This is a genomic window from Vibrio owensii (assembly GCF_002021755.1).
In the GTDB taxonomy this organism is placed as follows: domain Bacteria; phylum Pseudomonadota; class Gammaproteobacteria; order Enterobacterales; family Vibrionaceae; genus Vibrio; species Vibrio owensii.
On record NZ_CP019959.1, the window covers coordinates 3,464,695 to 3,489,184 of the forward strand.

At 45.3% G+C, this 24,490-nt stretch carries 18 protein-coding genes and 1 pseudogene; 14 read left to right on the forward strand and 5 right to left on the reverse strand.

The window, feature by feature from the left end; genetic code table 11:
- Positions 1-533: 533 nt before the first annotated feature.
- The 8 genes from A9237_RS16215 (at position 534) to A9237_RS16250 (ending at position 9,916) form a co-directional block, all read left to right on the forward strand.
- Positions 534-1,721, forward strand: a complete 1,188-nt coding sequence (locus A9237_RS16215; protein WP_078608657.1) for a MalY/PatB family protein — start codon at positions 534-536, stop codon at positions 1,719-1,721.
- 257 nt (positions 1,722-1,978) lie between these two features.
- Positions 1,979-3,598, forward strand: coding sequence for an ATP-binding protein (locus A9237_RS16220; RefSeq protein WP_078608658.1), 1,620 nt, complete (start codon positions 1,979-1,981; stop codon positions 3,596-3,598).
- On the forward strand, positions 3,595-4,281 hold the full coding sequence (locus A9237_RS16225) for a response regulator (RefSeq protein ID WP_038894101.1): 687 nt from the start codon (positions 3,595-3,597) through the stop codon (positions 4,279-4,281). The genes A9237_RS16220 and A9237_RS16225 overlap by 4 nt, the downstream gene beginning before the upstream one ends.
- A gap of 617 nt (positions 4,282-4,898) precedes the next feature.
- On the forward strand, positions 4,899-6,401 hold the full coding sequence (gene zwf / locus A9237_RS16230; RefSeq protein WP_078608659.1) for a glucose-6-phosphate dehydrogenase: 1,503 nt from the start codon (positions 4,899-4,901) through the stop codon (positions 6,399-6,401).
- A complete protein-coding gene (pgl, locus tag A9237_RS16235) occupies positions 6,398-7,114 on the forward strand; it encodes a 6-phosphogluconolactonase (protein WP_020197501.1) in 717 nt (238 codons plus the stop codon). The genes zwf and pgl overlap by 4 nt, the downstream gene beginning before the upstream one ends.
- A gap of 40 nt (positions 7,115-7,154) precedes the next feature.
- Entirely contained in the window at positions 7,155-8,603 is a 1,449-nt protein-coding gene (gnd, locus tag A9237_RS16240; protein WP_005442184.1) for a decarboxylating NADP(+)-dependent phosphogluconate dehydrogenase, read from the forward strand.
- A gap of 232 nt (positions 8,604-8,835) precedes the next feature.
- Positions 8,836-9,375, forward strand: coding sequence for a hypothetical protein (locus A9237_RS27555; protein WP_153303240.1), 540 nt, complete (start codon positions 8,836-8,838; stop codon positions 9,373-9,375).
- Positions 9,376-9,382: 7 nt separating this feature from the next.
- Positions 9,383-9,916 carry a hypothetical protein gene (locus A9237_RS16250; protein ID WP_078608660.1) on the forward strand — a complete coding sequence of 178 codons (534 nt, stop codon included), beginning with the start codon at positions 9,383-9,385 and terminating at the stop codon, positions 9,914-9,916.
- Between the two features lie 14 nt (positions 9,917-9,930).
- Here the strand turns inward: A9237_RS16250 and A9237_RS16255 are convergent, their stop codons facing one another.
- The gene (locus tag A9237_RS16255) at positions 9,931-10,137 is read right to left on the reverse strand and encodes a hypothetical protein (protein ID WP_020197504.1); all 207 of its coding nucleotides are present in this window, start codon (positions 10,135-10,137) and stop codon (positions 9,931-9,933) included.
- A gap of 271 nt (positions 10,138-10,408) precedes the next feature.
- On the opposite strand from A9237_RS16255, the gene A9237_RS16260 reads away from it, so the two are divergent.
- Positions 10,409-11,929, forward strand: a complete 1,521-nt coding sequence (locus A9237_RS16260; RefSeq protein WP_078608661.1) for a DUF1254 domain-containing protein — start codon at positions 10,409-10,411, stop codon at positions 11,927-11,929.
- Positions 11,930-12,028: 99 nt separating this feature from the next.
- On the opposite strand, the gene A9237_RS16265 is transcribed toward A9237_RS16260, so the two are convergent.
- Entirely contained in the window at positions 12,029-12,931 is a 903-nt protein-coding gene (locus A9237_RS16265) for a LysR family transcriptional regulator (protein ID WP_045481021.1), read from the reverse strand.
- Between the two features lie 342 nt (positions 12,932-13,273).
- On the opposite strand from A9237_RS16265, the gene A9237_RS27375 reads away from it, so the two are divergent.
- Positions 13,274-13,411, forward strand: a complete 138-nt coding sequence (locus tag A9237_RS27375) for a hypothetical protein (RefSeq protein WP_009704374.1) — start codon at positions 13,274-13,276, stop codon at positions 13,409-13,411.
- Between the two features lie 63 nt (positions 13,412-13,474).
- Here A9237_RS27375 and A9237_RS16270 read toward each other — a convergent pair.
- Positions 13,475-15,238, reverse strand: a pseudogene (locus A9237_RS16270) (sigma-54-dependent Fis family transcriptional regulator).
- 248 nt (positions 15,239-15,486) lie between these two features.
- Between A9237_RS16270 and exaC the strand changes: the two are divergent.
- Positions 15,487-17,007 carry an acetaldehyde dehydrogenase ExaC gene (exaC, locus tag A9237_RS16275; protein ID WP_038881709.1) on the forward strand — a complete coding sequence of 507 codons (1,521 nt, stop codon included), beginning with the start codon at positions 15,487-15,489 and terminating at the stop codon, positions 17,005-17,007.
- 72 nt (positions 17,008-17,079) lie between these two features.
- Here exaC and A9237_RS16280 read toward each other — a convergent pair whose 3' ends face one another.
- Complete coding sequence (locus A9237_RS16280; protein ID WP_078608662.1) at positions 17,080-18,180, reverse strand: alkene reductase; 1,101 nt, start codon at positions 18,178-18,180, stop codon at positions 17,080-17,082.
- Between the two features lie 312 nt (positions 18,181-18,492).
- Between A9237_RS16280 and A9237_RS16285 the strand changes: the two genes are divergently transcribed.
- The 3 genes from A9237_RS16285 (at position 18,493) to A9237_RS16295 (ending at position 23,488) form a co-directional block, all read left to right on the forward strand.
- On the forward strand, positions 18,493-19,263 hold the full coding sequence (locus A9237_RS16285; RefSeq protein WP_078608663.1) for an efflux RND transporter periplasmic adaptor subunit: 771 nt from the start codon (positions 18,493-18,495) through the stop codon (positions 19,261-19,263).
- Complete coding sequence (locus A9237_RS16290) at positions 19,260-22,304, forward strand: efflux RND transporter permease subunit (protein WP_078608664.1); 3,045 nt, start codon at positions 19,260-19,262, stop codon at positions 22,302-22,304. The genes A9237_RS16285 and A9237_RS16290 overlap by 4 nt, the downstream gene beginning before the upstream one ends.
- A 212-nt stretch (positions 22,305-22,516) precedes the next feature.
- Entirely contained in the window at positions 22,517-23,488 is a 972-nt protein-coding gene (locus tag A9237_RS16295; protein ID WP_078608665.1) for a TAXI family TRAP transporter solute-binding subunit, read from the forward strand.
- Between the two features lie 97 nt (positions 23,489-23,585).
- Here the strand turns inward: A9237_RS16295 and A9237_RS16300 are convergent, their stop codons facing one another.
- A complete protein-coding gene (locus A9237_RS16300) occupies positions 23,586-24,356 on the reverse strand; it encodes a sulfite exporter TauE/SafE family protein (RefSeq protein ID WP_078608666.1) in 771 nt (256 codons plus the stop codon).
- Positions 24,357-24,490: the final 134 nt, after the last annotated feature.

Consider the following 24,490-nt stretch of genomic DNA (forward strand, 5'->3'; position numbering starts at 1 on the left):
TCTGTTTATAGTTATTGCAGTGCAGATGGTGTCTAAGTGTTTGTCCTACGGTCAGTATTTGTATTTTTATCAATGTATCTTCAAATTTTCTGACGCAAGTGTTGAGCGTTAAATAGACTTCCAGTTGGCTGCTTTCTTTGTTCGAAGCTCTAGCAGGCTTCTTGACTAAAAATTATACGACGGAAAGTCTAAAAACGCCTCAAAAACCGCTCAAATTGGTGTGATCATGTTCAAGATTTGGATGGCAATTTATGTATGATGTTGAATAAATAACAACATTATTTGGCTGGCGATATGATTTATTTTTGATATTTCATGGAGGCTATAAATTGAGCGTTGAGACTGTGGTTAAACGCTCCGTGACTTAAAGCGACGAAGGCATCGAGTTTTACCGTTTCACGCAAGTTGAAAACGTTGCTGTTTTTTTGCGGGGTGTCAGAGTTTTAATCAACAATGGTCGCTAGATTAGACTCAAGTAATCCCATTGCATTTATTCGCTTCTCTCATTTTTAAGCGCTAAAGGTACCAGCTTCATGACCACGAATTCTTATAATTTCACCACAACGTTAGATCGAAAAAACAGCTTTGCTGCAAAGACAAACCACCAGATAGTCAAAGATTTTTTAGGGGTGAATTATTACGATGACACCATTTCCCTTTGGGTGGCGGATATGGATTTTGAGTGCGCGCCAGCAATAACTCGCGCACTGACTAACCGAGCGATGCAAGGCACTTTGGGTTATACACAGCAGACTGAACCTTATTATGACAGCGTCATCAATTGGTATGGCCGACGTCATAATATGTCGATTGCGCAGGATTGGATTGTGTACAGTGCCGGAACCGTTTCTGCGGTTCGTAATGTGATTCGAGCCTTCAGCAAAGAAGGGGAAGGCGTCATTATTCAGCCTCCGGTGTATTACCCGTTCCAACTACAGATTCAAGAGACTAACCGTGAAGTCGTGCGAAACCATCTGATCAAAGATCAGAACAATCAATACAGCATTGATTTGGTGGACTTTGAAGAAAAGTGCAAAGACCCGAACAACAAGATCTTTATTTACTGTAACCCACATAACCCGACGGGCAATATCTGGTCTGCAGAAGTCACGCAGTCTCTTCTCAAGATTTGTGCAGACAACGATGTGCTGTTTTTCTCGGACGAAATACACGCGGATTTGATTCGCAAAGACAGCTCGTTTACTTCTGCCCTTAACTTGGAACACAGTGAAAATACCATCATCGCAACGGCGGTAAACAAAACGTTTAACGTCGCTGGGCTGCATATTACGAACTTGGTCATCAAGAGCGCATCGCATAGGGAGACATTGAATAACTACACAGGAAAGGTAGGCATGTCTCCGTTTGCGTTGGACGCGACGATTGCTGCATTCAATGAAGAAGAGCAGTGGGTGGAAGAGGTCAATAATGTTATCGACACGAATTTGGCTTTGATGGCGTCTTTCATTGAGCAACGCATTCCAAAAATCCAATTCTATGTCCCTGAAGCGACTTATCTGGCGTGGTTAGATTTCTCTGAGTTTGGGTTAGAAGAAGCCGACTTGCTTAATCTACTGGCTGATGAAGCGCACTTGGTTCTAGAAGGTGGCAGCATGTTTGGCGAAATGGGACGAGGCTTTATTCGTATGAATGTGGCTTGTCCGACTGCAGTGATTGAGGAAGCACTGGATCGTTTAGAGCGCGTTTTTGCTTCTCGATAAAACCAACAAGGTCAGGTGAGATACATGAACGCCTGACCGCTTATCTTTCTGTTTCTGCGTCCTATTTCGTCAACTTTTTCTCTCACTTTTGAAGTGCTTGTGCTTCTGCTCGCTTAGTAATTAATCGGAAACACACGAGATCATTTCGCTCGTTCACAGATTTGTCATTTAGTAAAAGCCTCTTTGTTAACTCAGTGTTAATTTAGAATGTGTCTCCACAGTGACGTGGAATGTTCGCAACGGTAAGGGATGTATCAATGAGTTGGAGTTCGATCAGCTTTCGTAAGCGCATGCTCATTATTATGACGTTATCGGGTTTGATTGAACTTCTTATTCTGGTGGCTGCGGGCTTTACTTACCTTAAATTCGATCAAGAACAAGAGATGGGTGAGAAGGCACTAGGTGTCGCGCGTTTCTTATCGACATCTCATATCGTCATCGAGATGATCGAATCTCAAAACCCTGAGCCATACCAACAGCGATTTCGTGAAATGACCGATGCGTTAGGTGCTGCGTTTATTGTTATCGGCGATAAAGATGGTGTGCGTCTGATTCACCCCGTCGACGAACGTATTGGTAAGCCGATGAAAGGCGGTGATAACCAGAGGGCGCTGGTGGAAGGGAAGTCCTATATCTCAACGGCTCAAGGTTCTTTAGGCTATTCCGTGCGTGGTAAAGCAGCGATTTTTGACCAGCAAGGCAACATCATTGGGGTGGTTTCTGTCGGTTATCTGTTAGAGCGCCTGCAAGATCGAATCGAGCCGTTTCTTGCCTTTTTAATTGTAATGGCACTGGTTGTGGTTGCAGCCAATGCTGTTGTCTCTAACTATGCGTCACGTAAGTTCCAACGAGCGATCATGGGCTTTGAGCCGGAAGAGATTGGTCGTTTATACGGTGAATTGGATGTGACGATGAGCACCATTAAAGAAGGAGTGCTCAGTGTTGATGCGCAAGGTGTATTACGCTCGATCAACCGTAGCGCATGCCAAATTCTAGGTATTAACCGAGAGGCTGCGCTCAACAAACCGTTGACTGATACGCTCCGAGATAGCGATTTGTATACAGTGTTAGAAACAGGACAAGAAGATCACGACATCGAGATCTTCCTCAATCACAAACGCTTAATTGCAAACCGTTCACCGATCTTTGTGGATGGTAAAATCGTCGGTGCCGTATCGAGCTTCCGTTTACGTGATGAAATCAATGAGCTTACCGAGCAACTTTCGCAAACCAAAGAGTACGCGGATTTGCTTCGCTCACAAACGCATGAACACAGAAACAAGCTCAACACTATTAGTGGCTTGGTTCAAATGGGCGAGCTAGAAGCGGTGCAGCAGCTTATTGGACAAGAGACGGCGCATTACCAAGCGATGATTGAGTTCTTGCGGGACACCATTAAAGATCCGCTTATCGCTGGTATGCTTTTAGGCAAAACAGAACGTGCACGGGAGTTGGGGTTGCAGCTGGTGGTCGAAGAAGGCAGTCGTCTAGAACCGTTACCGGAATGGCTCAACGCCGAAGATTTGGTGACCATTCTCGGCAACCTTGTCGATAACGCATTTGACGCGACTTTGTCTGCGATTCGTGTTGAATCTGCGTTTGCGTTAGAACGTCGCAGTATTGATGTTTCGATCAGTGATTACGGAAACGAAGTGATATTAGAGGTGGTCGACCAAGGTTGTGGGCTACCGGAAAACATTGAGCCACAAGAGCTCTTGAAAAAGGGCATTTCAACCAAGTCGCGTCAGAATCGAGGGGTAGGGCTACACCTTGTGAATCAACTGGCGACGCGTTATCACGGTTATGTTGAGATGCTACCAAATACAGAACATGGAACGAGAATTACCGTGTATTTGCCTAAGGAAGAACAAGTATGAATACGGCAACGCGAGTCATGATCATCGAGGATGATATTGCCATTGCAGAGCTTCACCATAAATATCTGAGCCAACTCTCCGGCTTGGAAGTGGTGGGCATAGCAACGACACGGATGGAAGCAGAAATGCAGCTAGAGATCCTTAAACCAGATTTATTACTGATGGATGTTTATCTACCAGATGGAACGGGCTTGGAGATTCTCAATACGCTGCGCTCAAATAATCAAACTTGTGACGTGATTTTAATTACCGCGGCGAGAGATGTGGATACCCTTCAACAAGCGATGCGAGGCGGGGTCGTTGATTATCTACTCAAGCCTGTCATGTTCCCTAGATTAGAAGCGGCATTGCAAAAGTACATCTCTCAACGTCAACAGCTGAACGTGGCAGAAAGCTTAGATCAGAACTTGGTTGATAAGATGCTGCAATCAAATGCAGGTTCAGACAACACGCCACAACGCTTACCAAAAGGAATCGATGGCGTAACTTTAGACAAGATTCGTGCTTTGTTTGTTGGAGAAGGCATGTTTACGGCGGACGAAGCAGGCGAGCAGATCGGTGCCAGCCGAACAACGGCCAGACGTTATCTTGAATACCTCATTAGTTCGGGTGAACTGGAAGCCGACTTAAACTACGGCACAGTAGGGCGACCAGAGCGCAGTTATAAAAAAGTGATAAGGTAATCATTGTCGTTTTAACTCGTAAAGTGGTGGCTTTTATCTAGCCATCCTTTCATTTCTGAGTATTAACCACTACCTCTCTACCTGCTTCCCGATAGAACGCTCGGTTATAATTCATTAAGTATCATTCTCAACGAGTTGCGAATTGAGGAGTAAACTCCACCTGAATCGCATTACTTATGTAATGGATTGCAAATTTGAACATTTATTCTTCAATTTAGAGTTTTTGCTTAAATTTTATAACTCTCGAAAGGTTATTGATTACTTCTTATTATTCAATGCTTTGTTGCGTATCGTGTAAATTATTTAAACGTTTGCACCACCAAGTGTTGATGTAAATCAAATAGTCGTAGACAATACGCCCCCGTGTCGGAAATCTCCTCCGCAGAGTGCAAGGTTGTACTCGAGAGACATAAGCGTTCTAAACGACCTACAAATGTTGAAATCCAGACTATGTTTAAGGAGCTCAGCAGTTGCAGTGATTTGGGACTATAGGCTTTACCTATCAACGTAATAGGTAAGACCAATTTTCTATTTTGGGGTGCCATTGATAGGGTTGGCTCAATCCTTTTAGCCGTATCCGGGCACACAATAAGTACCTCGTTTTTAAGGGAAAGATGATGGTAATACCAGAAAACAGCAGCATCGTTATTTTTGGTGCTTCAGGCGACCTTACATACCGTAAGTTAATTCCTGCTCTATACCACCTCTATGCGAACAAACAGCTTCCAGAGAATTTTGCCATTCTTGGCGTAAGTCGAACTGAATACAGCGACGATTCTTACCGCGAAAAGCTGAAAAAATCGCTTCAGGAAATGGAGAAAACTGAGCCAGAAACGCTTAATGCATTTATCAACCACCTGCATTACCAAGCAATCAATACTTCTGACACACAAGATTACAGCAAGTTGGCGACTCGTTTAGACCAACTAGCAGAAGAATACCAATTCGAACAACGTAATACGCTTTTCTATCTTGCGACGCCACCAAGCCTTTACAGCGTGATCCCTGCAAGCCTTGCAGCACACGGTCTGAACAACGAGGAAGATGGTTGGAAACGCCTGATCATCGAGAAACCTTTTGGTTACGATCTTGAATCAGCGCGTACGTTGGACAAAGAAATCCACGAGCACTTCCAAGAGCATCAAATCTACCGTATCGATCACTACCTAGGTAAAGAAACGGTTCAAAACCTTCTTGTACTTCGTTTCTCTAACGCTATGTTTGAGCCATTGTGGAACCGTAACTTCATTGATTACGTTGAAATCACTGGCGCAGAATTCTTAGGCGTAGAAGAGCGTGGCGGTTACTACGATGGTTCAGGTGCGGTTCGCGACATGTTCCAAAACCACTTGCTACAAGTACTGGCAATGGTTGGTATGGAGCCACCTGCACAAATCAATGCTGACGCGATGCGTGATGAAGTCGTGAAAGTGCTTCAGTGTCTTAAACCATTGGATGAAGACGCACTTCGCAACGACCTTGTATTGGGTCAGTACACGGCGTCTGAAGTTCGTGGTCAACAACTTCCTGGTTACCGTGAAGAGAACGGCGTAGCGGACGATTCTCGTACTGAGACTTACATCGGCCTGAAAGCTTACATCAACAACTGGCGTTGGAATGGCGTGCCTTTCTACGTACGTACAGGTAAGCGTCTACCGACTCGCGTGACTGAGGTGGTTATCCACTTTAAACAGACACCACACCCAGTGTTTGGTCAAAACGCACCAGAGAACAAGCTGATTATTCGTATTCAGCCAGACGAAGGCATTCAAATGAGCTTTGGTCTGAAAGAGCCGGGCGCAGGCTTTAAAGCGAAGGAAGTGAAAATGAACTTCCACTATGCTGACCTGCAAGAAACCCAAATGCTAACTGCTTATGAGCGTCTACTACTTGATGCCCTAAACGGTGATGCAACGCTATTTGCTCGTAGCGATGCGGTTGAAGCGTGTTGGAAATACGTGCAACCAATTCTAGATTTCAAGCAAGACCCACAAGCGCTATTCGGATACGCATGTGGTACATGGGGACCAAAAGAAGCGGACGACTTGCTACAGCGAGCTAACCGCGCATGGCGCTTCCCTTGTAAAAACCTAACAGATACGGACTACTGCGAACTATGATCAACCATAAGATCTACCAAACAGCAGAGCAGGTAGTAGAAAGCCTTGCTAACGACATGAAAGCGTTTAGCGAAATGGGCCGACCTGTTCACATCTCTCTTTCTGGCGGCAGCACACCTAAAATGCTGTTTAAGCTATTGGCAACAGAAGCTTACGCGACGTCAATTCAGTGGCAAAACCTACACTTCTGGTGGGGTGATGAGCGCTGTGTTGCTCCTGATGATGCAGAAAGCAACTACGGTGAGGCAAATACGCTACTATTTAGCCAAGTAAGCATTCCTGCTGAGAACATCCACCGCATTCGTGGTGAAGACGAGCCAGAAGTTGAAGCACAACGCTTTGCGAAAGAGATGGCAGAAGTGATTCCAACTGAAAATGGCACTCCTGTGTTTGATTGGATCTTACTTGGTGTTGGCGCAGACGGTCATACCGCATCGCTGTTCCCAGGTCAGACAAACTACGATGATGAGAACCTATCAGTATTGGCTTCTCATCCTGAGTCTGGTCAGATTCGCGTATCAAAAACGGCACGCGTACTAGAAGCAGCGAAGCGCATCAGTTACTTGGTACTTGGCGCTGGTAAAGCAGACATTATCGAAGAGATTAACAGCTCACCAGCACGCGTACTTCCATATCCGGCAGCGAAGATCCAAGCGAAAGCGGGTCTGACGGAATGGTATTTAGATTTAGACGCAGCGGCAAAAATCGCTTAATGCGGCCGCTGGTCGAATAAAAGACAATTGGAGAGAAACAATGAAAGGTGATATTGGTGTAATCGGCCTTGCTGTAATGGGTCAAAACCTTATCCTAAACATGAACGACCACGGCTTTAAAGTTGTGGCTCACAACCGTACTGCAGCTAAAGTAGACGAGTTCCTGGAAGGTCCAGCGAAAGGCACAAACATCATCGGTGCATACTCTCTAGAAGAACTAGTAGAGAAGCTAGAAACACCACGTAAAGTGATGCTTATGGTTCGTGCAGGTGACGTTGTTGACACGTTCATTGACAACCTAATTCCGCTTCTAGACGAAGGCGACATCATCATCGACGGTGGTAACACTAACTACCCAGATACAAACCGTCGCGTAGCACATTGCCGTGAGAAAGGCATTCACTTCATCGGTACTGGTGTATCTGGTGGTGAAGAAGGTGCGCGTTTTGGTCCTTCAATCATGCCTGGCGGCGCGGCTGAAGCTTGGGAAGCGGTTAAGCCAATCTTCCAAGGTATCTCTGCAAAAACTGACGCTGGCGAGCCATGTTGTGACTGGGTTGGTAACGACGGTGCTGGTCACTTCGTTAAGATGGTACACAACGGTATCGAATACGGCGACATGCAGCTTATCACTGAAGCTTACCAGTTCATGAAAGACGGTCTTGGTATGTCTGCAGACGAGATGCAAGCAGTATTCGCTGATTGGAACAAGACTGAGCTAGACAGCTACCTTGTTGAAATCACGGCTGACATCCTTGGCTACAAAGATGAAGATGGTGAGCCTCTAGTTGAGAAGATCCTTGACACAGCAGGCCAAAAAGGTACTGGTAAATGGACTGGTATCAACGCACTAGACCTAGGTATTCCACTAACGCTTATCTCTGAGTCTGTGTTCTCTCGTTGTCTATCTGCACTGAAAGACCAACGTGTTGAAGCTGAATCTCTATTCGGTAAGACAATCACTCCAGTTGAAGGCGACAAGCAAGAGTGGGTTGATGCACTACGTCAAGCGCTACTAGCTTCTAAGATCATCTCTTACGCTCAAGGCTTCATGCTAATGCGCGAAGCGTCTAACGAAAACGGTTGGGACCTAAACTACGGTAACGTAGCGCTAATGTGGCGTGGTGGTTGTATCATCCGTTCGGCATTCCTAGGCAACATCCGTGATGCGTACGAAGCGAACCCAGATATCGCATTCCTAGGTTCTGATGAGTACTTCAAAAACATCCTACAAGGCAGCCTAGCAGCATGGCGTAAAGTAGCAGCGAAATCTCTAGAGTCTGGTATCCCAATGCCATGTACGATTTCTGCGCTATCTTTCCTAGACGGTTACACAACAGCACGTCTACCAGCGAACCTGCTTCAAGCTCAACGTGACTACTTCGGTGCTCACACTTACGAGCGTATTGACCGTCCACGTGGTGAATTCTTCCACACAAACTGGACTGGTACAGGCGGCGACACAGCGTCTACAACTTACGACGTTTAATCCGCAGTCAGTAAACGGATAAAAGCAAAAGGATGCCCAAGTGGCATCCTTTTTTGTGTCTGTAAGATATTGAGGTATTGGCAGATTTAAAAGTTACATTAAACGTTGATTCGTCACGCAGTTCTCAGAAATGGGAGAGCATGCATTTGCTATCAGTTTAATATTCCTTTCCGAAGAGTGAAGCTAAGCCGCTCTCTGGCGTTCCCTCAACTACAAGGTCACGGTAATAGATATGACACAACAGAAGCATCCATTTCATCCAGTTTTTGCGTCGCTTATGTTCATATTGTTGATCATCTATGCCATTTATCGCCTTTATCATCATTTCGCTTTCGAATCTCTAACGCTTCAGTTCAGTAGTAATTTTCAAGTGGTCTATATTGATGCGTCATATGTTTTAAGTATCGCAAGCTTACTCTTATGCCCTATATTATTGGTTTATCTTTTATTTGATCGAATGACACAGTTAGTCAAAGTGCCGGTTAGAGTGATAACCATAGCAGTTGTCTTGTCCCTTATCGTTGCTATTCCAATTCAAATTTTTGAATTTTGGCGATTGAAGTATATTGCAGAAAATAATGGTTACTCAGCGTGTCCACCTTTCACAATCGCGTCCAGCGGAATGACGATAGAAGCAATGGTAAAAAATGAGAGGCTTTGCTCGGATGCCGAGATCAATCGCATTGCTATGTATGGCTATTTTCACGAATTAGAAAGGGTTGATAAGTTATTAAAGACACGTGAAATAGCATCAGGCTCTAATAGGGAATAGTAGGACAATGGATGATACGCCAAGCATAAAAAAAGTCAGCCTGGTCGCTCTTGTTATCAGCTTGATTACATGTGGCATTGCTTTTACGTTGCTCAGTGCTCATTTCGAATTTTTAAGATTACAGGTTCAATTAGCTAAGCAATATCAAATAATCTACGTTAATACGCGCTATATAATCGTTATTGGCGCTAGCATCACTATTCTTGTAAGTTGTTTTTATGCCATATACAAAGCAAAGATAGGCAAATCCGTGTCGACGGCATTAAGTCGTTCGCTTGAAGTTGTGTTGTTGTCAGTGGTAGCTCTAGTGTGGCCTGCTTCTCTTATAGAGCAAGAAAGATTAATTTCACTCGCGACAGGTCAAGGCTACTATGAATGCCCGTTATTTTCTTTAGCATCGAGTAAGCCGAGCATTGAGGTAATGGTCAGAGAGCCTGAGTTATGTCGAGATGAGACGATGTTGACTATGACCGAAGACGGCAACTTATATCAACTTGATGAAATAAATGCTTATCTCAAGTCTAGGAGCATTGTTCATTAGTACTCAAAGAGCGCCTAAGCGCTCTTTTCTTTTACATTGCCTTTTGGGTGATGGCCGAATCTGTCATTCAAGTAGAGAAGTCCACTGACGAAAAGTGCCACAACGGAAACCGTAAAGAGGGCATACATACTTAATACCCAAGCGAATGTGGCTGTCAGAAAGGCAATGAAGGAAAACATTCTGCTGAATGACATTACATGACCTAATTTTTTACTTTTCATAACGCCTCCCAGAGCTTAGTGGGTAGAGCCAGAGTGCTTTCACTCCGCATTTGTATTGTCTCTTTTTTGCTCAGAAGATACCCAAAAAGTGGGCTAAATATTTCTCAAAAAAGATTAAATATTGACCTGGTAGACAGTTTTTAATCGCCAATTGTTGTGAGTTTCATTGCATAGCGTTTTGGACAGCATTTTTGATTCTGTTGAGCGTCAAAAATGATTTTTATCTTTGACTAAAGTAAATGCATCCCAACTGAAAACGCAGGAAACTCTTATGTTAAAGACTCAACTTAAACGTGTCGCATTGATTACCAGCCTATTGGTTTCATCATCAGTGATGGCAAGCACAAGCGCTTACAACACTGACATTCCTTCAAGCATCATGACACCAGATAAGGTTGAAACCAGCATTGGTACTTTGAATTTCAAGGATGGCGTGCCAAGCCAACAAACCATGGATAAGCTGTACAACAATCTCGATACCATGCGTGCGACAGAAGTGTTTATGAACGCGATTCCTATGGCCTCTATGGAAGCGTTGAGAGTCGGGCATGAGAAGATGGGGTTAACGAGTTCAAATCAGGTGATGCTGTTTGATGATCTGATGGATTCAAACCCGCTATTTTTAACGGGTAACACGGATACGGTTTACGCATCGGCATTTCTTGATTTAGAACGTGATGGTCCAACGGTTGTGGAAATCCCGCCGGGCATGGGGCCGACCACAGTGAATGATGCCTTCTTCCGTTTTGTGACCGATATGGGCGTTGTAGGTCCAGATAAAGGTCAGGGTGGTAAATACCTCATCTTGCCACCAAATTACGAGGGCCCAGTACCTGAGGGTTACCATGTCTCGCAGTCGACAAGTTATACCAACTGGTTTATTGCGCGTGGGTTCCTGAAAGATGGTAAGACGGATGCAGCGGTTAACTCATACCACACAGGTTTGAAGATTTACCCACTGGCGAAGAAAGGTGAACAACCGAAGATGGAATTCATCTCTGGTAGTGGTAAGTCTTTCAATACTATCCATGCGAACGACGACCATTTCTATGATGAAATCAAAACGGTGATCGACAAAGAGCCGATTGAGTTCATCGACCCAGAAATGCGTGGCTTGATTGCGACTATCGGTATTCAGAAGGGCAAGCCATTTGCACCGGATGCTCGCATGCAAAAGATCCTTGAAGATGGTGCTGCGATTGGTAATGCAACGGCACGTGCACTGATGTTTAACCCACGCACCGAGAATGCATATATTTGGAACGACCGTAACTGGAAGACCGCATTTATTGGCAACGACTACCAGTGGTTAATTGAAGAAGGCAACGGTGGACGAAACCTAGATGCACGTACCTATTTCTTCTACATGGCAACGGTTAACACGCCTGCAATGGCATTGAAGATGGTTGGTAAAGGATCGAAATACGCGATTGTTGATAAGTCTGCACAAGGTGAGTACTTTGATGGCGGCAAGAATTACAAACTGACGATTCCTGCCAATGTGCCAGCGAAGAACTTCTGGTCTGTGGTGGCTTACGATACGCAAACACGTTCGGAGCTACAAACGAGCCAACCGTTCCCAAGTAAGAACGATAAACGCGATGAGATGATTGAGAACTCAGATGGCTCGATTGATTTGTACTTTGGCCCGAAAGCTCCAAAAGGCAAAGAAGCAAACTGGATTCAAACCGTACCTAACAAAGGTTGGTTCACCATCTTGCGAGTATATGGTCCACTAGAACCTTGGTACGACGGCACTTGGAAGCCAAGTGATATCACTGAGGTTAAATAAGATAAGAGATTAAGTCCTAGAAGCTGAAGAAGGAAGCCGGCCTGTTTATTGGTCGGCTTTTTTGTATGCGTTAACGATGTGGCAATTGAATTTAGTGGTTTATCTAAGTGCTTGTTTAATAAATGCTTCTACTTGCGCAATGATTGGATGTTGGTAGAAGGCGCGATGGTACTGAATGCCAACGTCAAACATCATGGGTTTACCTTCTAACTTCAAAGGCAATCGACGAATGCCAGGGGGCAACTCTTGGTCTTCGATGTACATACCGACAAATACATATGGGCTGACTTTGACGCAATCTAGCGCAGCACTCATGGAGGAGACAGTCAGTTTTTGCTCTAGATTCACGCCAGTTAACTTACGCATGCGCTCGTAATAAGCGCTTACATCGAGCGATCCCATTGAGACGCGCACAGTATCTAGGTTCTCCATATCGCTCAGCTCTATTTCTTGCTGTTGACTGAGTGGGTGTTGATCATTGACGTAAGCGAAAATGGGAACGGAGCTGACTTTGCGTTCTACCATCCTTTCATTGAGTTCATTCGGAAAACCACCAATACCAATCGCGACAGCACCACGTTTGGGGTTTTCTATGCTTTCAATCGACCAATCAATAAAGGCGATCTTAGGCTTTTGCTCTTCTGTTGTGAGGGCGGTGACCAAAGGAATCGTCAACATGGCAGAAAGAGGATTGATAATGCTGAAAAGGTATTCGTTCGCATGCTGATTCGCATTGTAGCTTTGCGCCAGTTGCGGTATCTGCTCAAGTTGTTCTAACGGCTCGCTTATGGCTTCACATAGCTGCTGGCAAAGGAGAGTGGGGGTGTAGAACCCTTTCTCCGCATTGAACAGTTCGTTATCAAATCGCTGGCGACATTCGGCGAGTTGTCGAGTAAAAGTCGCTTTGCTGATGTCGAGAGTGTGACACACTTTCGCCTGCGTTTTTTGCTGGCTGAGCAGGTAAAGAAAGCGATACAGATTTAAATCAATGGTATTTTTCACGAAGTAAGCGCCTCAAAACATTGAGCTTTAAGTATCAACGCCTCTCATCCTCTGTTCCAATAAAATCTGCATCATTTTTTTCTTTTGTGACATAGAGTTAGCTCGTAAGGGTATGGTGTATCAATACTGATATCGAAACTAAGATTACGTAAAAGATGAAAAACAGTGTTAGGTAAGCCCTTGATCTCCTCCTATAATTAGCATGCATATGGAGGATGTTTAGTAGACAAACATCCTCTATTTTTTGAAACCTACAACAAGGAACCGGCATAAGTCGTTTTTGCTGGTGTTGTTTACATTTACCAAGAAGGTGATTTAACACTATTAATTGAGGTTCTTACGATGACTCTTAACAAGTACTTTGTTTTCATTCCGGCAGATATGGATCAGGAAACGCACAAGGAACAGAAAGTGAATTCTGAAACGGAAACTCAACGTCAGGCATTAGTAAAACAGGCGCAGCAAGAAGGCGGACTGTAAGGCTAGGTTTCAAAATAAGAAGAGCGCCCAAAGAGGTGCTCTTTTTTTATCTCTTACATTTCATTATTTCAGCATACCAAGGCTCTTGAGTTTGCGATAAATGGTATTGCGGCTCAGACCCAACATGCGCGAGGTTTTACTGATGTTGCCTTGGTTTGCTTGGTAGGTTTTTACCAACTTATCTTCCACAGTCGTACGCATGTCTCTGGTTTTTGATGTCCCCACTTCTCCGATAACGCTTGCTTGGCTTAGCTTTTTGGCAAGGTGGTTCGGTACGTGGCTAAGCTCGAGTTGCGCTTCTCCTTGCGCCATCAAGGCTGACACTTTTATTAAGCTGTCGAGCTCACGCAGATTCCCCGGCCAACCATAGCCCAACATTAATGACAGCAGATGAGGGCAAATACTTTGTTCAGACTCAGCATGACGACGATGAATGTTTTCAATCAGCGCTTGTTTGTCGCTACGCTCTTGGAAACGAGGCAATTCGACGATGAGTCCGTTTAGGCGGTAATAAAGATCCTGACGAAATTCACCTTGTTCGACTAATCGCTCTAAGTCTTTGTGTGTTGCAGCGATGATTTGTGTATCCACTTGGATGGTTTGGTTTGAGCCGACAGGCAACACGGTTTTGTCTTGGAGAACATGTAGTAGTCGGCTTTGCGCTTCTAATGGTAAGTCTGCGATTTCATCTAAGAACAAGATGCCTTTGTGCGCTTGACGGATCTTACCTTGATAGCCTTTGTTGTTTGCTCCGGTGAATGCGCCTGCAACATAACCAAACAGTTCGGATTCGACCAAGTCTTTTGGCAACGCACCGCAGTTCACGGAAACCAAGGGGCCGTTTTTCCTCTGGCTGTTTTTGTGCAGAGCTTTAACAAACTCATTTTTACCTACGCCCGTTTCGCCAAGGATCAACAAGCTAATGTCTTTGTCGATAACTCGATTGGCTTGCTGCCAACAGTGCTCGACGGTGGTATCGCCGTAATGCAGGTCATTAGAGGCAGAAATGGCACGAGATGATGTTTTACGCTCCGATAGTGGCTGAGTTTTGAAGACTAAAGATTGGTTATTAGAAGAACTGTCGAGTATTGAGGCGAGTTGTTGTCCAACAACGTTGGTTTGATCCAGCAGTTGTGAGGCAACTTGGTTATGAGCCAGAATCTGACCCTCTTCATTGGCGATGATGATGCCTTGCCAACCGCTATTCAGTAGACCTTGCTCACAAGCTAAATCTACTCGAATATGCCCTTGAGGAATTTGGTTGAGCAGTTGGTTCTCCACTTGCTGAACCATGTTTTGCACTAAGACCTGTGTTGAAAAGTCATGCTTCTTTTGTTCGCTAGTGATGTCCAGAACCCCAATCAAGTTACCCAAATGATCTAAGATAGGGCTTGCCGAGCAACTGATGAAACGATGATGTTATATGAAGTGCTGGTCTCCAATCACAGAGACGGGTTTTGCTTCCACTAATGCAGTACCAATGGCATTCGTTCCTTTGAGCTTTTCTTGCCAGCAAGCACCAGAACTGAGTGCAATCTCGGTCAACTTTTCGCGGAATTTAGGTTGTCCCCAACTTCCAATGATCACGCCTTCCGCATCGGTCAATATTAGGCGACTGTCGCTGTGAGCAAATAGCTGATTAAACAAAGGCAGAGCGAATTGTTTGACCGCATCGATCAAGAAATTGAGCTGGTGGCGTCTGTCTTCAAGAAACGCGGAAGTTACGCGAATATCATCTGGTCGACGTCGCTGTTTTAAACCGGCTTGTTCACTTCTATCCCATGAAGTGGAAAGCCAATTGCTGTTGGTAATGTGTTGAAGTTCCATGACTGTACCATTTTGTCACAGTGAGGGTGTGCCATTTTGGAACACTTGAACACTGGTGTTCACACCATACATCCGCTCAAACGTCACTCACTTGGTTTGTTATCGCTCGGTAATCATAGTTTTACATTTAATTAACAACAAGACGCGCGTTGTTGGCATGTGACTTGAGTAATGAAGTGAACAACAAAACAGAGTTGAACACTCGGTTGTTTAAAACAAAAAACTGAACGAGAACAAAAGGAAGGGTTATGATTTATGCACAGCCAGGTAGTGAAAATGCCATCGTTAATTTCAAATCGCATTACGACAACTACATCGGTGGCGAATGGGTAAAACCAACGGGTGGTGAATACTTCGACAATACATCGCCAATCAATGGCCAAGCGTATTGTAAGGTGGCTCGTTCTGGAGAAGCAGACATCAATCTTGCACTGGATGCTGCACATGGCGTAAGAGCGCAATGGGCGAAAACCAGTGTGACTGAACGTTCGAACATCCTACTTAAGATTGCCGATCGCATTGAGCAACACCTTGAAGAGTTGGCTGTGGCAGAAACATGGGAAAACGGCAAACCCGTTCGTGAAACGCTAGCCGCAGACTTACCTTTGGTCGTCGACCATTTCCGCTACTTCGCAGGTTGTATCCGCGCTCAAGAAGGCAGTGCGGCCGAGTTAGATGAGCATACCGCAAGTTATCACTTCCCTGAGCCGATTGGGGTAGTTGGGCAGATCATCCCTTGGAATTTCCCAATGTTGATGGCGGCTTGGAAGTTGGCTCCAGCTTTGGCTGCGGGCTGTTGTGTTGTGCTTAAACCTGCCGAGCAAACGCCGACTTCGATTCTTGTTCTGATGGAAAAAATTGGTGACCTTCTGCCAGCTGGCGTAGTGAACGTAGTCAATGGCTTTGGCTCAGAAGCAGGGCAAGCACTAGCGACCAGTAACCGAATCGCTAAGTTGGCATTTACGGGTTCAACAGAAGTCGGTAACCATATTCTGAAATGTGCCGCAGAGAACCTTATTCCATCGACGGTTGAGCTTGGTGGTAAATCTCCAAATATCTACTTCCCAGATGTGTTTGATCATGAAGACGAATACCTAGATAAGTGTATTGAAGGCACCTTACTTGCGTTCTTTAACCAAGGGGAAGTGTGTACCTGTCCTTCACGTGTGTTAGTGCATGAGTCTGTGTACGACAAGTTTATCGCTAAAGTTGCAGAGCGCGCGCAGACAATCAAGCAGGGTAATCCACTTGATACCGATACTCAGGTTGGCGCTCAAGCCTCGCAAGAGCAGTTCGATAAGATCCTGAGCTACCTAGAAATCGGTCGTCAAGAAGGCGCGAAAGTCGTGTTTGGTGGCGATGTAGCGAAACAAGAAAACGACTTGGAGCAGGGTTACTACATTCAACCGACTTTGTTACAAGGTCACAACAAGATGCGCGTCTTCCAAGAAGAGATCTTTGGCCCAGTCATCGCAGTGACCACCTTCAAAGACGAAGCGGAAGCACTAGCGATTGCCAATGACACAGAATATGGCTTGGGTGCAGGTGTGTGGACGCGAGACCAAAACCTCGCTTATCGCATGGGACGAAACATCGAAGCAGGGCGCATTTGGATTAACTGCTATCACGCATACCCAGCACATGCTGCGTTCGGCGGTTACAAGAAATCAGGTATTGGTCGTGAGACGCATAAGATGATGCTCGATCACTACCAGAATACGAAAAACCTACTCATTAGCTACGACGTCAATCCGCTAGGCTTCTTCTAAACAAATCGCCTTTAAGGCAACAGAAAAAGCAGTAAAACAAAGCCCCGAATTTTCGGGGCTTTTTATGTTCACTTATGCGGTCGCGCAAGGGTAATCGGTGTAACCTTTTTCATCACCGCCGTAGAAGGTGGAATGCGCATCGTAACCAACTGGTGTTAGCTCGATGCCGTTTTCCACGCGGTAGACGAAGTCTGGGTTAGTGATGAACGGTTGGCCGAACGCCACTAAATCCACTAAGCCAGAGTCTAGCAACGCTTGGCCTTTTTCTGCGGTGAGTTTACCTGCAACCATGATTGGGTTCGGGTACACCTCGCGAACTTGTTTGCGGAAGGCATCCGTTGCTTCAGTGTAGTTAGAGATATTCTCACTGAAGTGAATGTAAGCAAGGTTCATCGGTGCAAGCTTCTCTAGTGCTTTCACTGTTAACTCGACAATTTCGTCATCAACGACGTTTGAACCTTCGGTAACGAAAGGAGACAGGCGGATAGCTGTTTTATTGCCGCCAATTTCTTTTGCGATCGCTTCGGTCACTTCCAACATAAAGCGCATACGGTTTTCTTGAGAGCCACCGTATTGGTCATCACGTTGGTTAGATGCTTTGCGCATAAACTGATCAAGTAAGTAACCGTGAGCGCCGTGGATCTCAACGCCATCAAAGCCAGCCTCCATCGCGTTTTTCGCTGCTTGCACAAAATCTGTAGTGGTTTGTTTGATGTCATCTTCACTCATTGCTCGCGGCATTGAGGTTTCGATCATACCAAACCCGCCTTCTGGAAGAGGGCCAAATACCATGTCTGGTTCTTTGATTGCAGAAGCCGATACAGGTTGTTCACCAGCGATCGTGTCGTGGCTGCGACGACCAACATGCCAAAGTTGAATAAAGACTTTACCGCCAGCCTTATGTACCGCGTCGATGGTCTTTTTCCAGCCTTCAATGTGTTCTTGAGTGTAAATACCCGGTGTCATTGAGTAGCCGCGACCTACTGCTGAAATTGGTGCGCCTTCAGTAATGATCAAACCTGCTGTGGCGCGTTGTTGGTAATAAGTCGCCATCATATCGTTTGGCACGTCGCCCGGTTGTGAAGTGCGTGAGCGAGTCATTGGTGCCATTGCGATGCGGTTGTTTACAGCAAAATCGCCGAATTGGAATGCGTTGAAAAGTGCGTTGCTCATAAGAAGCTCCTATTTCGAATTACCCTCAGTCTACTCTTTTGATGATTTGCAATTAACGGCAGTAATGGCAAAAAGCTTTTGTTAAAACAACAAAAATAGAAAGGGTAATTGCAGCAATAGAGACTCACTTTTTTTCCACACCGCCACTGATAATTTATATATCAAGCATCAATGAATAATTGCGTTAACTGTTGGCTTTGCTTTTGGTTAATGCCTTATTAAACATCAATGGCTTGTATGTTCAACTCAGTGGTTCCTTTCGGACAGAACAATTACACAAGTCATTGGGTTCATCGGAAATGAGATAACTAAATGAAAAAAAGATCCGTATTAATACCCTTGTTTCTCCTATCAAGTGCAGCTCATGCGGCGAGCGATTATGTCGTTGGTCAATTGATTCCTGAAAAAAGCGTCGTGGTAAAAAGTGAAGTCGTCGGCGTGGTGGATTCTTATCGCTACGATAACGGTGATGTTGTGACTCAAGGTCAGGAGCTTTTATCTTTATCTTCAGAAGATTATGCATTGAGTTTGGACTTAGCCCGTAACGAGTTAGAGGTGAGTCGTGCCGAGTTGGATATTCAAGAGAAACAACTAAAACGTTATCAATCCCTGCTGACCAGCAACGGCGTCTCGGCTAGTGACGTAGACAACCAAATTCGCGTGACTAACATTGGTCGAGCTCAATTCAACGTAAGCAATACCCACTACAAAATCGCTGCACGAACATTGGATAAAGCCTCGCCGGATGCGCCTTTTGATGGGGTGATCATCAATCGCTCTATTGAGTTAGGGCAGTTTATTTCGGTGGGTGATGCGCTCTTTACCATCGCTGATATGAAGCGATTGAAAGTGCGATTTCATCTGTTAGAAATTGATTTCAACAAGTTCAGCAAAGGCGAGAAGGTTAAGGTCGAGGTGCCTTCTGTTGAGCAAACACTAGATGGCACCATCACTTTGCTTTCTCCTGCTTTCCAAAACAGTGAGCCGGGCTTCCTTGTCGAAGTGACGGTCGATAACGCCGACGGGAAGCTTAATCCGGGCATGGAATCATACGTGTATTTCAATGATCAGGAGGCCATGTGAATTTCTTCTTAGATTTGCTCTCTCACCGAAAGTTTGCGTCTAAAATCCTGACCATTTTGATCATCAGCATTGGTGTCCTTACTGCCTACAATCTTCCCCTTGCTGAGAAGCCTCGATTTGACTTAGGAAAAGGCGATATCGTCACGGTTTATCCTGGTGCCAGTGCGAAAGACATTGAAAGCAACATCACCAGTAAAATTGAGAAAGAACTGCTGTCTATTTCAGGCTTGAAAGAGTTCACCTCCACGTCGGAAACGGGCGTCTCAAACATCAGTGTGGTGCTGGACAGCAATGTCTCTGATCCGAATGCGGTTTACCAAGACATTCGAGATGCATTGGCAAGGGTAACGGATTTACCCGCTGGTGTGACCGAAGCGCCAGCGTTGTCGATCAAAAAGTCGTACAGCTTGGATTTCATGGTGGTCGGCATCTCTGGTGATGTTGGTTATAAAGCACTGCGAGATAAAGCCAAAGACCTAGAGTTGGCTCTGCGACGCGTCGAGGGGATTGGTGAAGTTTACACCGTCGATTTGCGTGCGCCAGAGTTCTTAATTCAACTCGAACCGATTTCTTTGAGACGTTATGGCTTAACGCTCGATCAAGTGGCGGCATTGATTGCAGAGCGAAATACGCTGATCAGCGGTGGTCGTCTGGAAACGTTAAAGAACAACCCAGAACTGATGACCTCTGCCGAGCTGGATAGCATTGAAGAATTGCGTGAAATGTTCATCTCATTCAGCCCGAATATTCAACTTAAAGACGTTGCAGGTCTCATTGAGGATGGGTTTGAAAAAGGCGAGGTTTATGGCTCAATCAACGGTAATAAAAGTATTCTTTTTGACTTAAGAACCAATGAAAGCGCGGACGTTATTAGCACCTCTAACGCGGTGAAAGCTTTGATTGCAAATCAGCAAAAAATGCTCGGTGACAAATACACTATCGCCATCGGTTCTGATTTGTCCGAAGACATCCATGAGAAAGCGCGCATCGTGCAAGACAACGGCTTGGTTGGACTTGGCTTGGTACTGATTACGTTGGCGCTTTTCCTTGATAGACGCATTGCATTTTGGGTCGCGGTTTCTATTCCCGTATGTATCTTCGGCACGCTGGCTTTGCTGCCTCCTTTCGGCCAGATACTCGATGTGTTCACTATGTCCGCCTTAATTTTGATTGTCGGAATAATTGTCGATGATGCCGTGGTGGTGAGCGATAAAATCGTCGCATTAGTTGAAGAGGGTTATCCGGTTGAGAAGGCCGTCACACAAGGGGTGAAGAGTGTATTCCCAGCGGTGTTGGCAAGCATTTTATCGACCATGATTGCCTTTATACCTTTGCTTTTCTTGCCGGGGAACAGCGGCAAATTGGTGTATGTGATTCCACTTACGGTCATTATTGCATTGGGCTTTTCGTTTATCGACGCGCTGTTCTTTATTCCTGCCCATTTAAAAGGCATTTTGCGTAAGAGTCAGGTAAAGAAAAAGCCATTTTTAGATTTAAGCGTACTGAATCGTTTGATTGAATTTGTCATTCGAAACAGCAAGGTCGCGTTGCCCTGTATTACAGTGGTGATTCTGACTTTAGGAGCCATTTCATATAAGAGCTTGAGCTTCTTGTTTTTCCCAACAGACGGCGCGTATTTGATAGAAATCAGTGCTGAATCGAATCCAGAGTTAGATTTGGATGACGTCTGGAAAGAAACACAACAACTCGAAGCGCTGATCAAAAGCACTGAAGAGGTGAATTATTGGTATGGCGAAGTAAGTTCACCAAATAGCTATTGGGTGATTTCATTAACACCACCAAACAGCCGAACAAGAACCGCAGAGCAAATCGTCGAAGAGTGGGAAGAGAAAGCAACGCAAATTACTGGGTTGGCTCAAATTGAGTTCGATATTGATGGTGGCGGTCCTCCGGTAGGGCGTCCGGTGGACTTGCGTGTCGTTGGCGGTACGGATGAAGGGCGAGAAAAGCTTGCTAATGATTTGACGGCGTACATTGAATCATTGGAAGGGACGAGCCGAGTACGACGTGATTTAAATGCACCAGCACCACAGATTCAAGCTGAGCTGCAGCATCATTGGCTCAAGTACTACGGCATCAGTGCCAACAAGGTCGGGGATATCATAAAGTTTGCGATTGACGGTCAACGCGTGACGCGGATCTTTAATGGTGAAGAAGAAGTGTACTTCCGAGTCGCGCTAGAAGAAGACGACAAATCCTTAAAAGAACTGGATAACATTTTAGTTCGTGCCATCAATAACAAGCTGGTGCCATTAAGTGAGTTGGTTCGCTGGAAAAATGCCGATGCAGAAGCGCAAATCAAACACTTCAATGGAGAGCGAGTAATTCGTGTGTCGTCAGGTGTCGATTCGACCGTCACCGATCCAGTTGCCGTGTTTGCTGCGGTTCAAGAAGCCTTTGCCAATAAAGAATACGGCGGTGCTTCTATCATTGCGACAGGACAGATTTTAGAAACACAAGAAGCGCAGCAAGGCTTTATGATCGCGATTAGCGTGGCGTTTATTGGTATTGCGTTGCTTCTGATTCTTCTGTTTGACCGAATGCGCGAAACCTTAATTGTATTGACGGTTATTCCATTTGGCATCGCAGGCGCGCTGTTCATTTTGTTCTTACATAATCAGGTGCTGAGCTTTTTCTCCATCATAGGGATGATTGCCTTGATTGGTATTATGGTGAACAACAGCTTGGTGTTGATTTGGCACTTCAAAGAACACGAAGCGGAATGTAACGACACTAACTTGCTAGATTTTGTCATTCGTGGAACACAAAGCCGCGTAAGGCCAATCACCTTAACAACAATTACAACCGTTGCAGGGCTTATCCCACTTGCTTATGGCTTGGGTGGTTACGATAACTACATGTCACCGATGGCGCTGGTGGTTGGTTGGGGCTGCGTGATCTCGATGATCGTCACGCTTACTGTGATTCCATCGATTTATCTATGGACACACAGGAAAGGGAAGCAAAGTGCCTCCGCAACCAATGACAACGTCGAAGAGAAAACCTTAGCGCTCGACTAAGTACGCTTGAAACACCGAACAGCCCACAGGCAAACTCTGCGGGCTTTTTAATTGGACTAAAACTAAAGTCGTACGCGGTTCATAATTGCTTACCGATCAAAGCCTTTTGCGGTGTGGTGATTATTCTCAGGATGTGATCTCGAACGTTATCAACTTGTTAACGATTGCTATACTTATTTGGCCATAAACAAAGGAAAAAATAAGGACGTTCAATGTTAAAGCTCAAGCAAATTGCTGTCGCGGCTTCTCTGGCTGCACTAAGTGCAAGTTTTTCAGTTTCTGCTAAAGATACGTTCGTAACCATTGGTACGGGCGGTGTAACTGGCGTGTACTACCCAACGGGGGGGGCTATTTGTCGTTTGGTGAACAAATCACGTGCTGATCATGGCATCCGTTGTTCAGTAGAAAGTACCGGTGGTTCTATCTACAACATCAATACCATTCGTGCAGGTGAGTTGGATTTAGGTATCGCTCAGTCAGACTGGCAGTACCATGCTTATAACGGTACGAGCAAGTTTGAAGATAAAGGACCATTCAAAAAGCTTCGTGCTGTGTTCTCTGTTCACCCAGAACCGTTCACCGTTGTGGCTCGTAAAGACGCGAACATCACAACGTTTGATGACCTAAAAGGCAAACGAGTGAACATTGGTAACCCAGGCTCAGGTCAGCGCGGTACTATGGAAGTGCTGATGAAAGAGTACGGCTGGACGAATGACGATTTCAAACTGGTGTCTGAGTTGAAAGCATCAGAGCAGTCTAAAGCACTGTGTGACAACAAGATCGACGCGATGATCTACACAGTAGGTCACCCAAGTGGTGCGATTAAAGAAGCGACTACCTCTTGTGACAGCAACATCGTAACGGTAGCCGGCCCACAAGTTGAGAAGTTGGTTTCTGATAACAGCTTCTACCGTATCGCAAACGTACCGGGTGGTATGTACCGCGGTTCAGAAAGTGATGTACAAACCTTTGGTGTAGGTGCGACGTTTGTTTCTTCAACGGCAGTGCCAGACGAAGTAGTCTACAACGTAGTGAAAGCGGTATTCGAAAACTTTGATGATTTCCGCCGTCTACACCCAGCATTTGCAAACTTGAAGAAAGAAGAAATGGTGAAAGATGGTCTATCTGCTCCACTTCACCCAGGTGCTGAGAAGTACTACAAAGAAGTGGGGTTGATTAAGTAATCTCACTCAGAACCATTAAAAACGCCATCGTAATTTGCGATGGCGTTTTTGTTTGTGTGCTATTCGTGCTTGGCTTTGGTTATATCGCGGTATTGAGTTAGGCATATACATCTACAAAGAAGTAAATGGTAATCGCGATTGAAGTGAGGGCGACAAAGCCTTTTACGTGGCTGGGATTCAACTGGCGAGATACACGCGCGGCCAAATAACCGCCGACCAATGTGCCAATCATCACAACGCTGCCTTTGGTCCAATCGATTGAACCGTTAGCAACAAAAATTACGATGGCAATCAGAGAAACACAGGTCGAAACCAGCAGCTTAAGCCCGTTCATTAGGTTGATATCTTGGTGTCCTGCAACCACTAAATAACTCAACACGATCACGCCTAGTCCGGCATTGAAGAAGCCGCCATAAGCAGAGACGCCAATCAAAAGAAGACTTAATGCAATCACACCCAGAATGCTGGCGTGTTTGGTCTCCTTGGTCAGAGATTTAATCAACGCTGTCATGCGTGAGCCCGTTAAAAAGAGTACGGTTGCAAATAACAGTAGCCATGGAATCGCTTCAAGAAAAACAGATTCTGGCGTATTCAGCAGAAGGTAAGCACCGACAGCACCGCCAATCAAACTGAAAGAGATAGTGAAAGCCAGCTCTTGCTTGTTCTTCATGATTTCTTCGCGAAAGCCGATTGCACCACTAATGTAGCCTGCGCAAGAAGCATAGGTATTCGTCGCGTTCGCCATGATGGGAGGCACGCCAACCGCCATCAATGCAGGGAAGGTTATGAAGCTACCACCACCGGCGACGGAGTTCATGATCCCACCAACGACGCCTGCAGCAAACAAGAGAGCAAATTCCAGCAACATAAAAGATCCTTTTTGTTTTTATAATTTTTGTTTCTGAACGGTTAACACTACGCAACTCACCCAAAGAAATAAAGTAGTGATTAGTCCAAGAAAAAAGCCACCGCAGAGGGTGGCTTGGTTTCAAAGGTCTATCT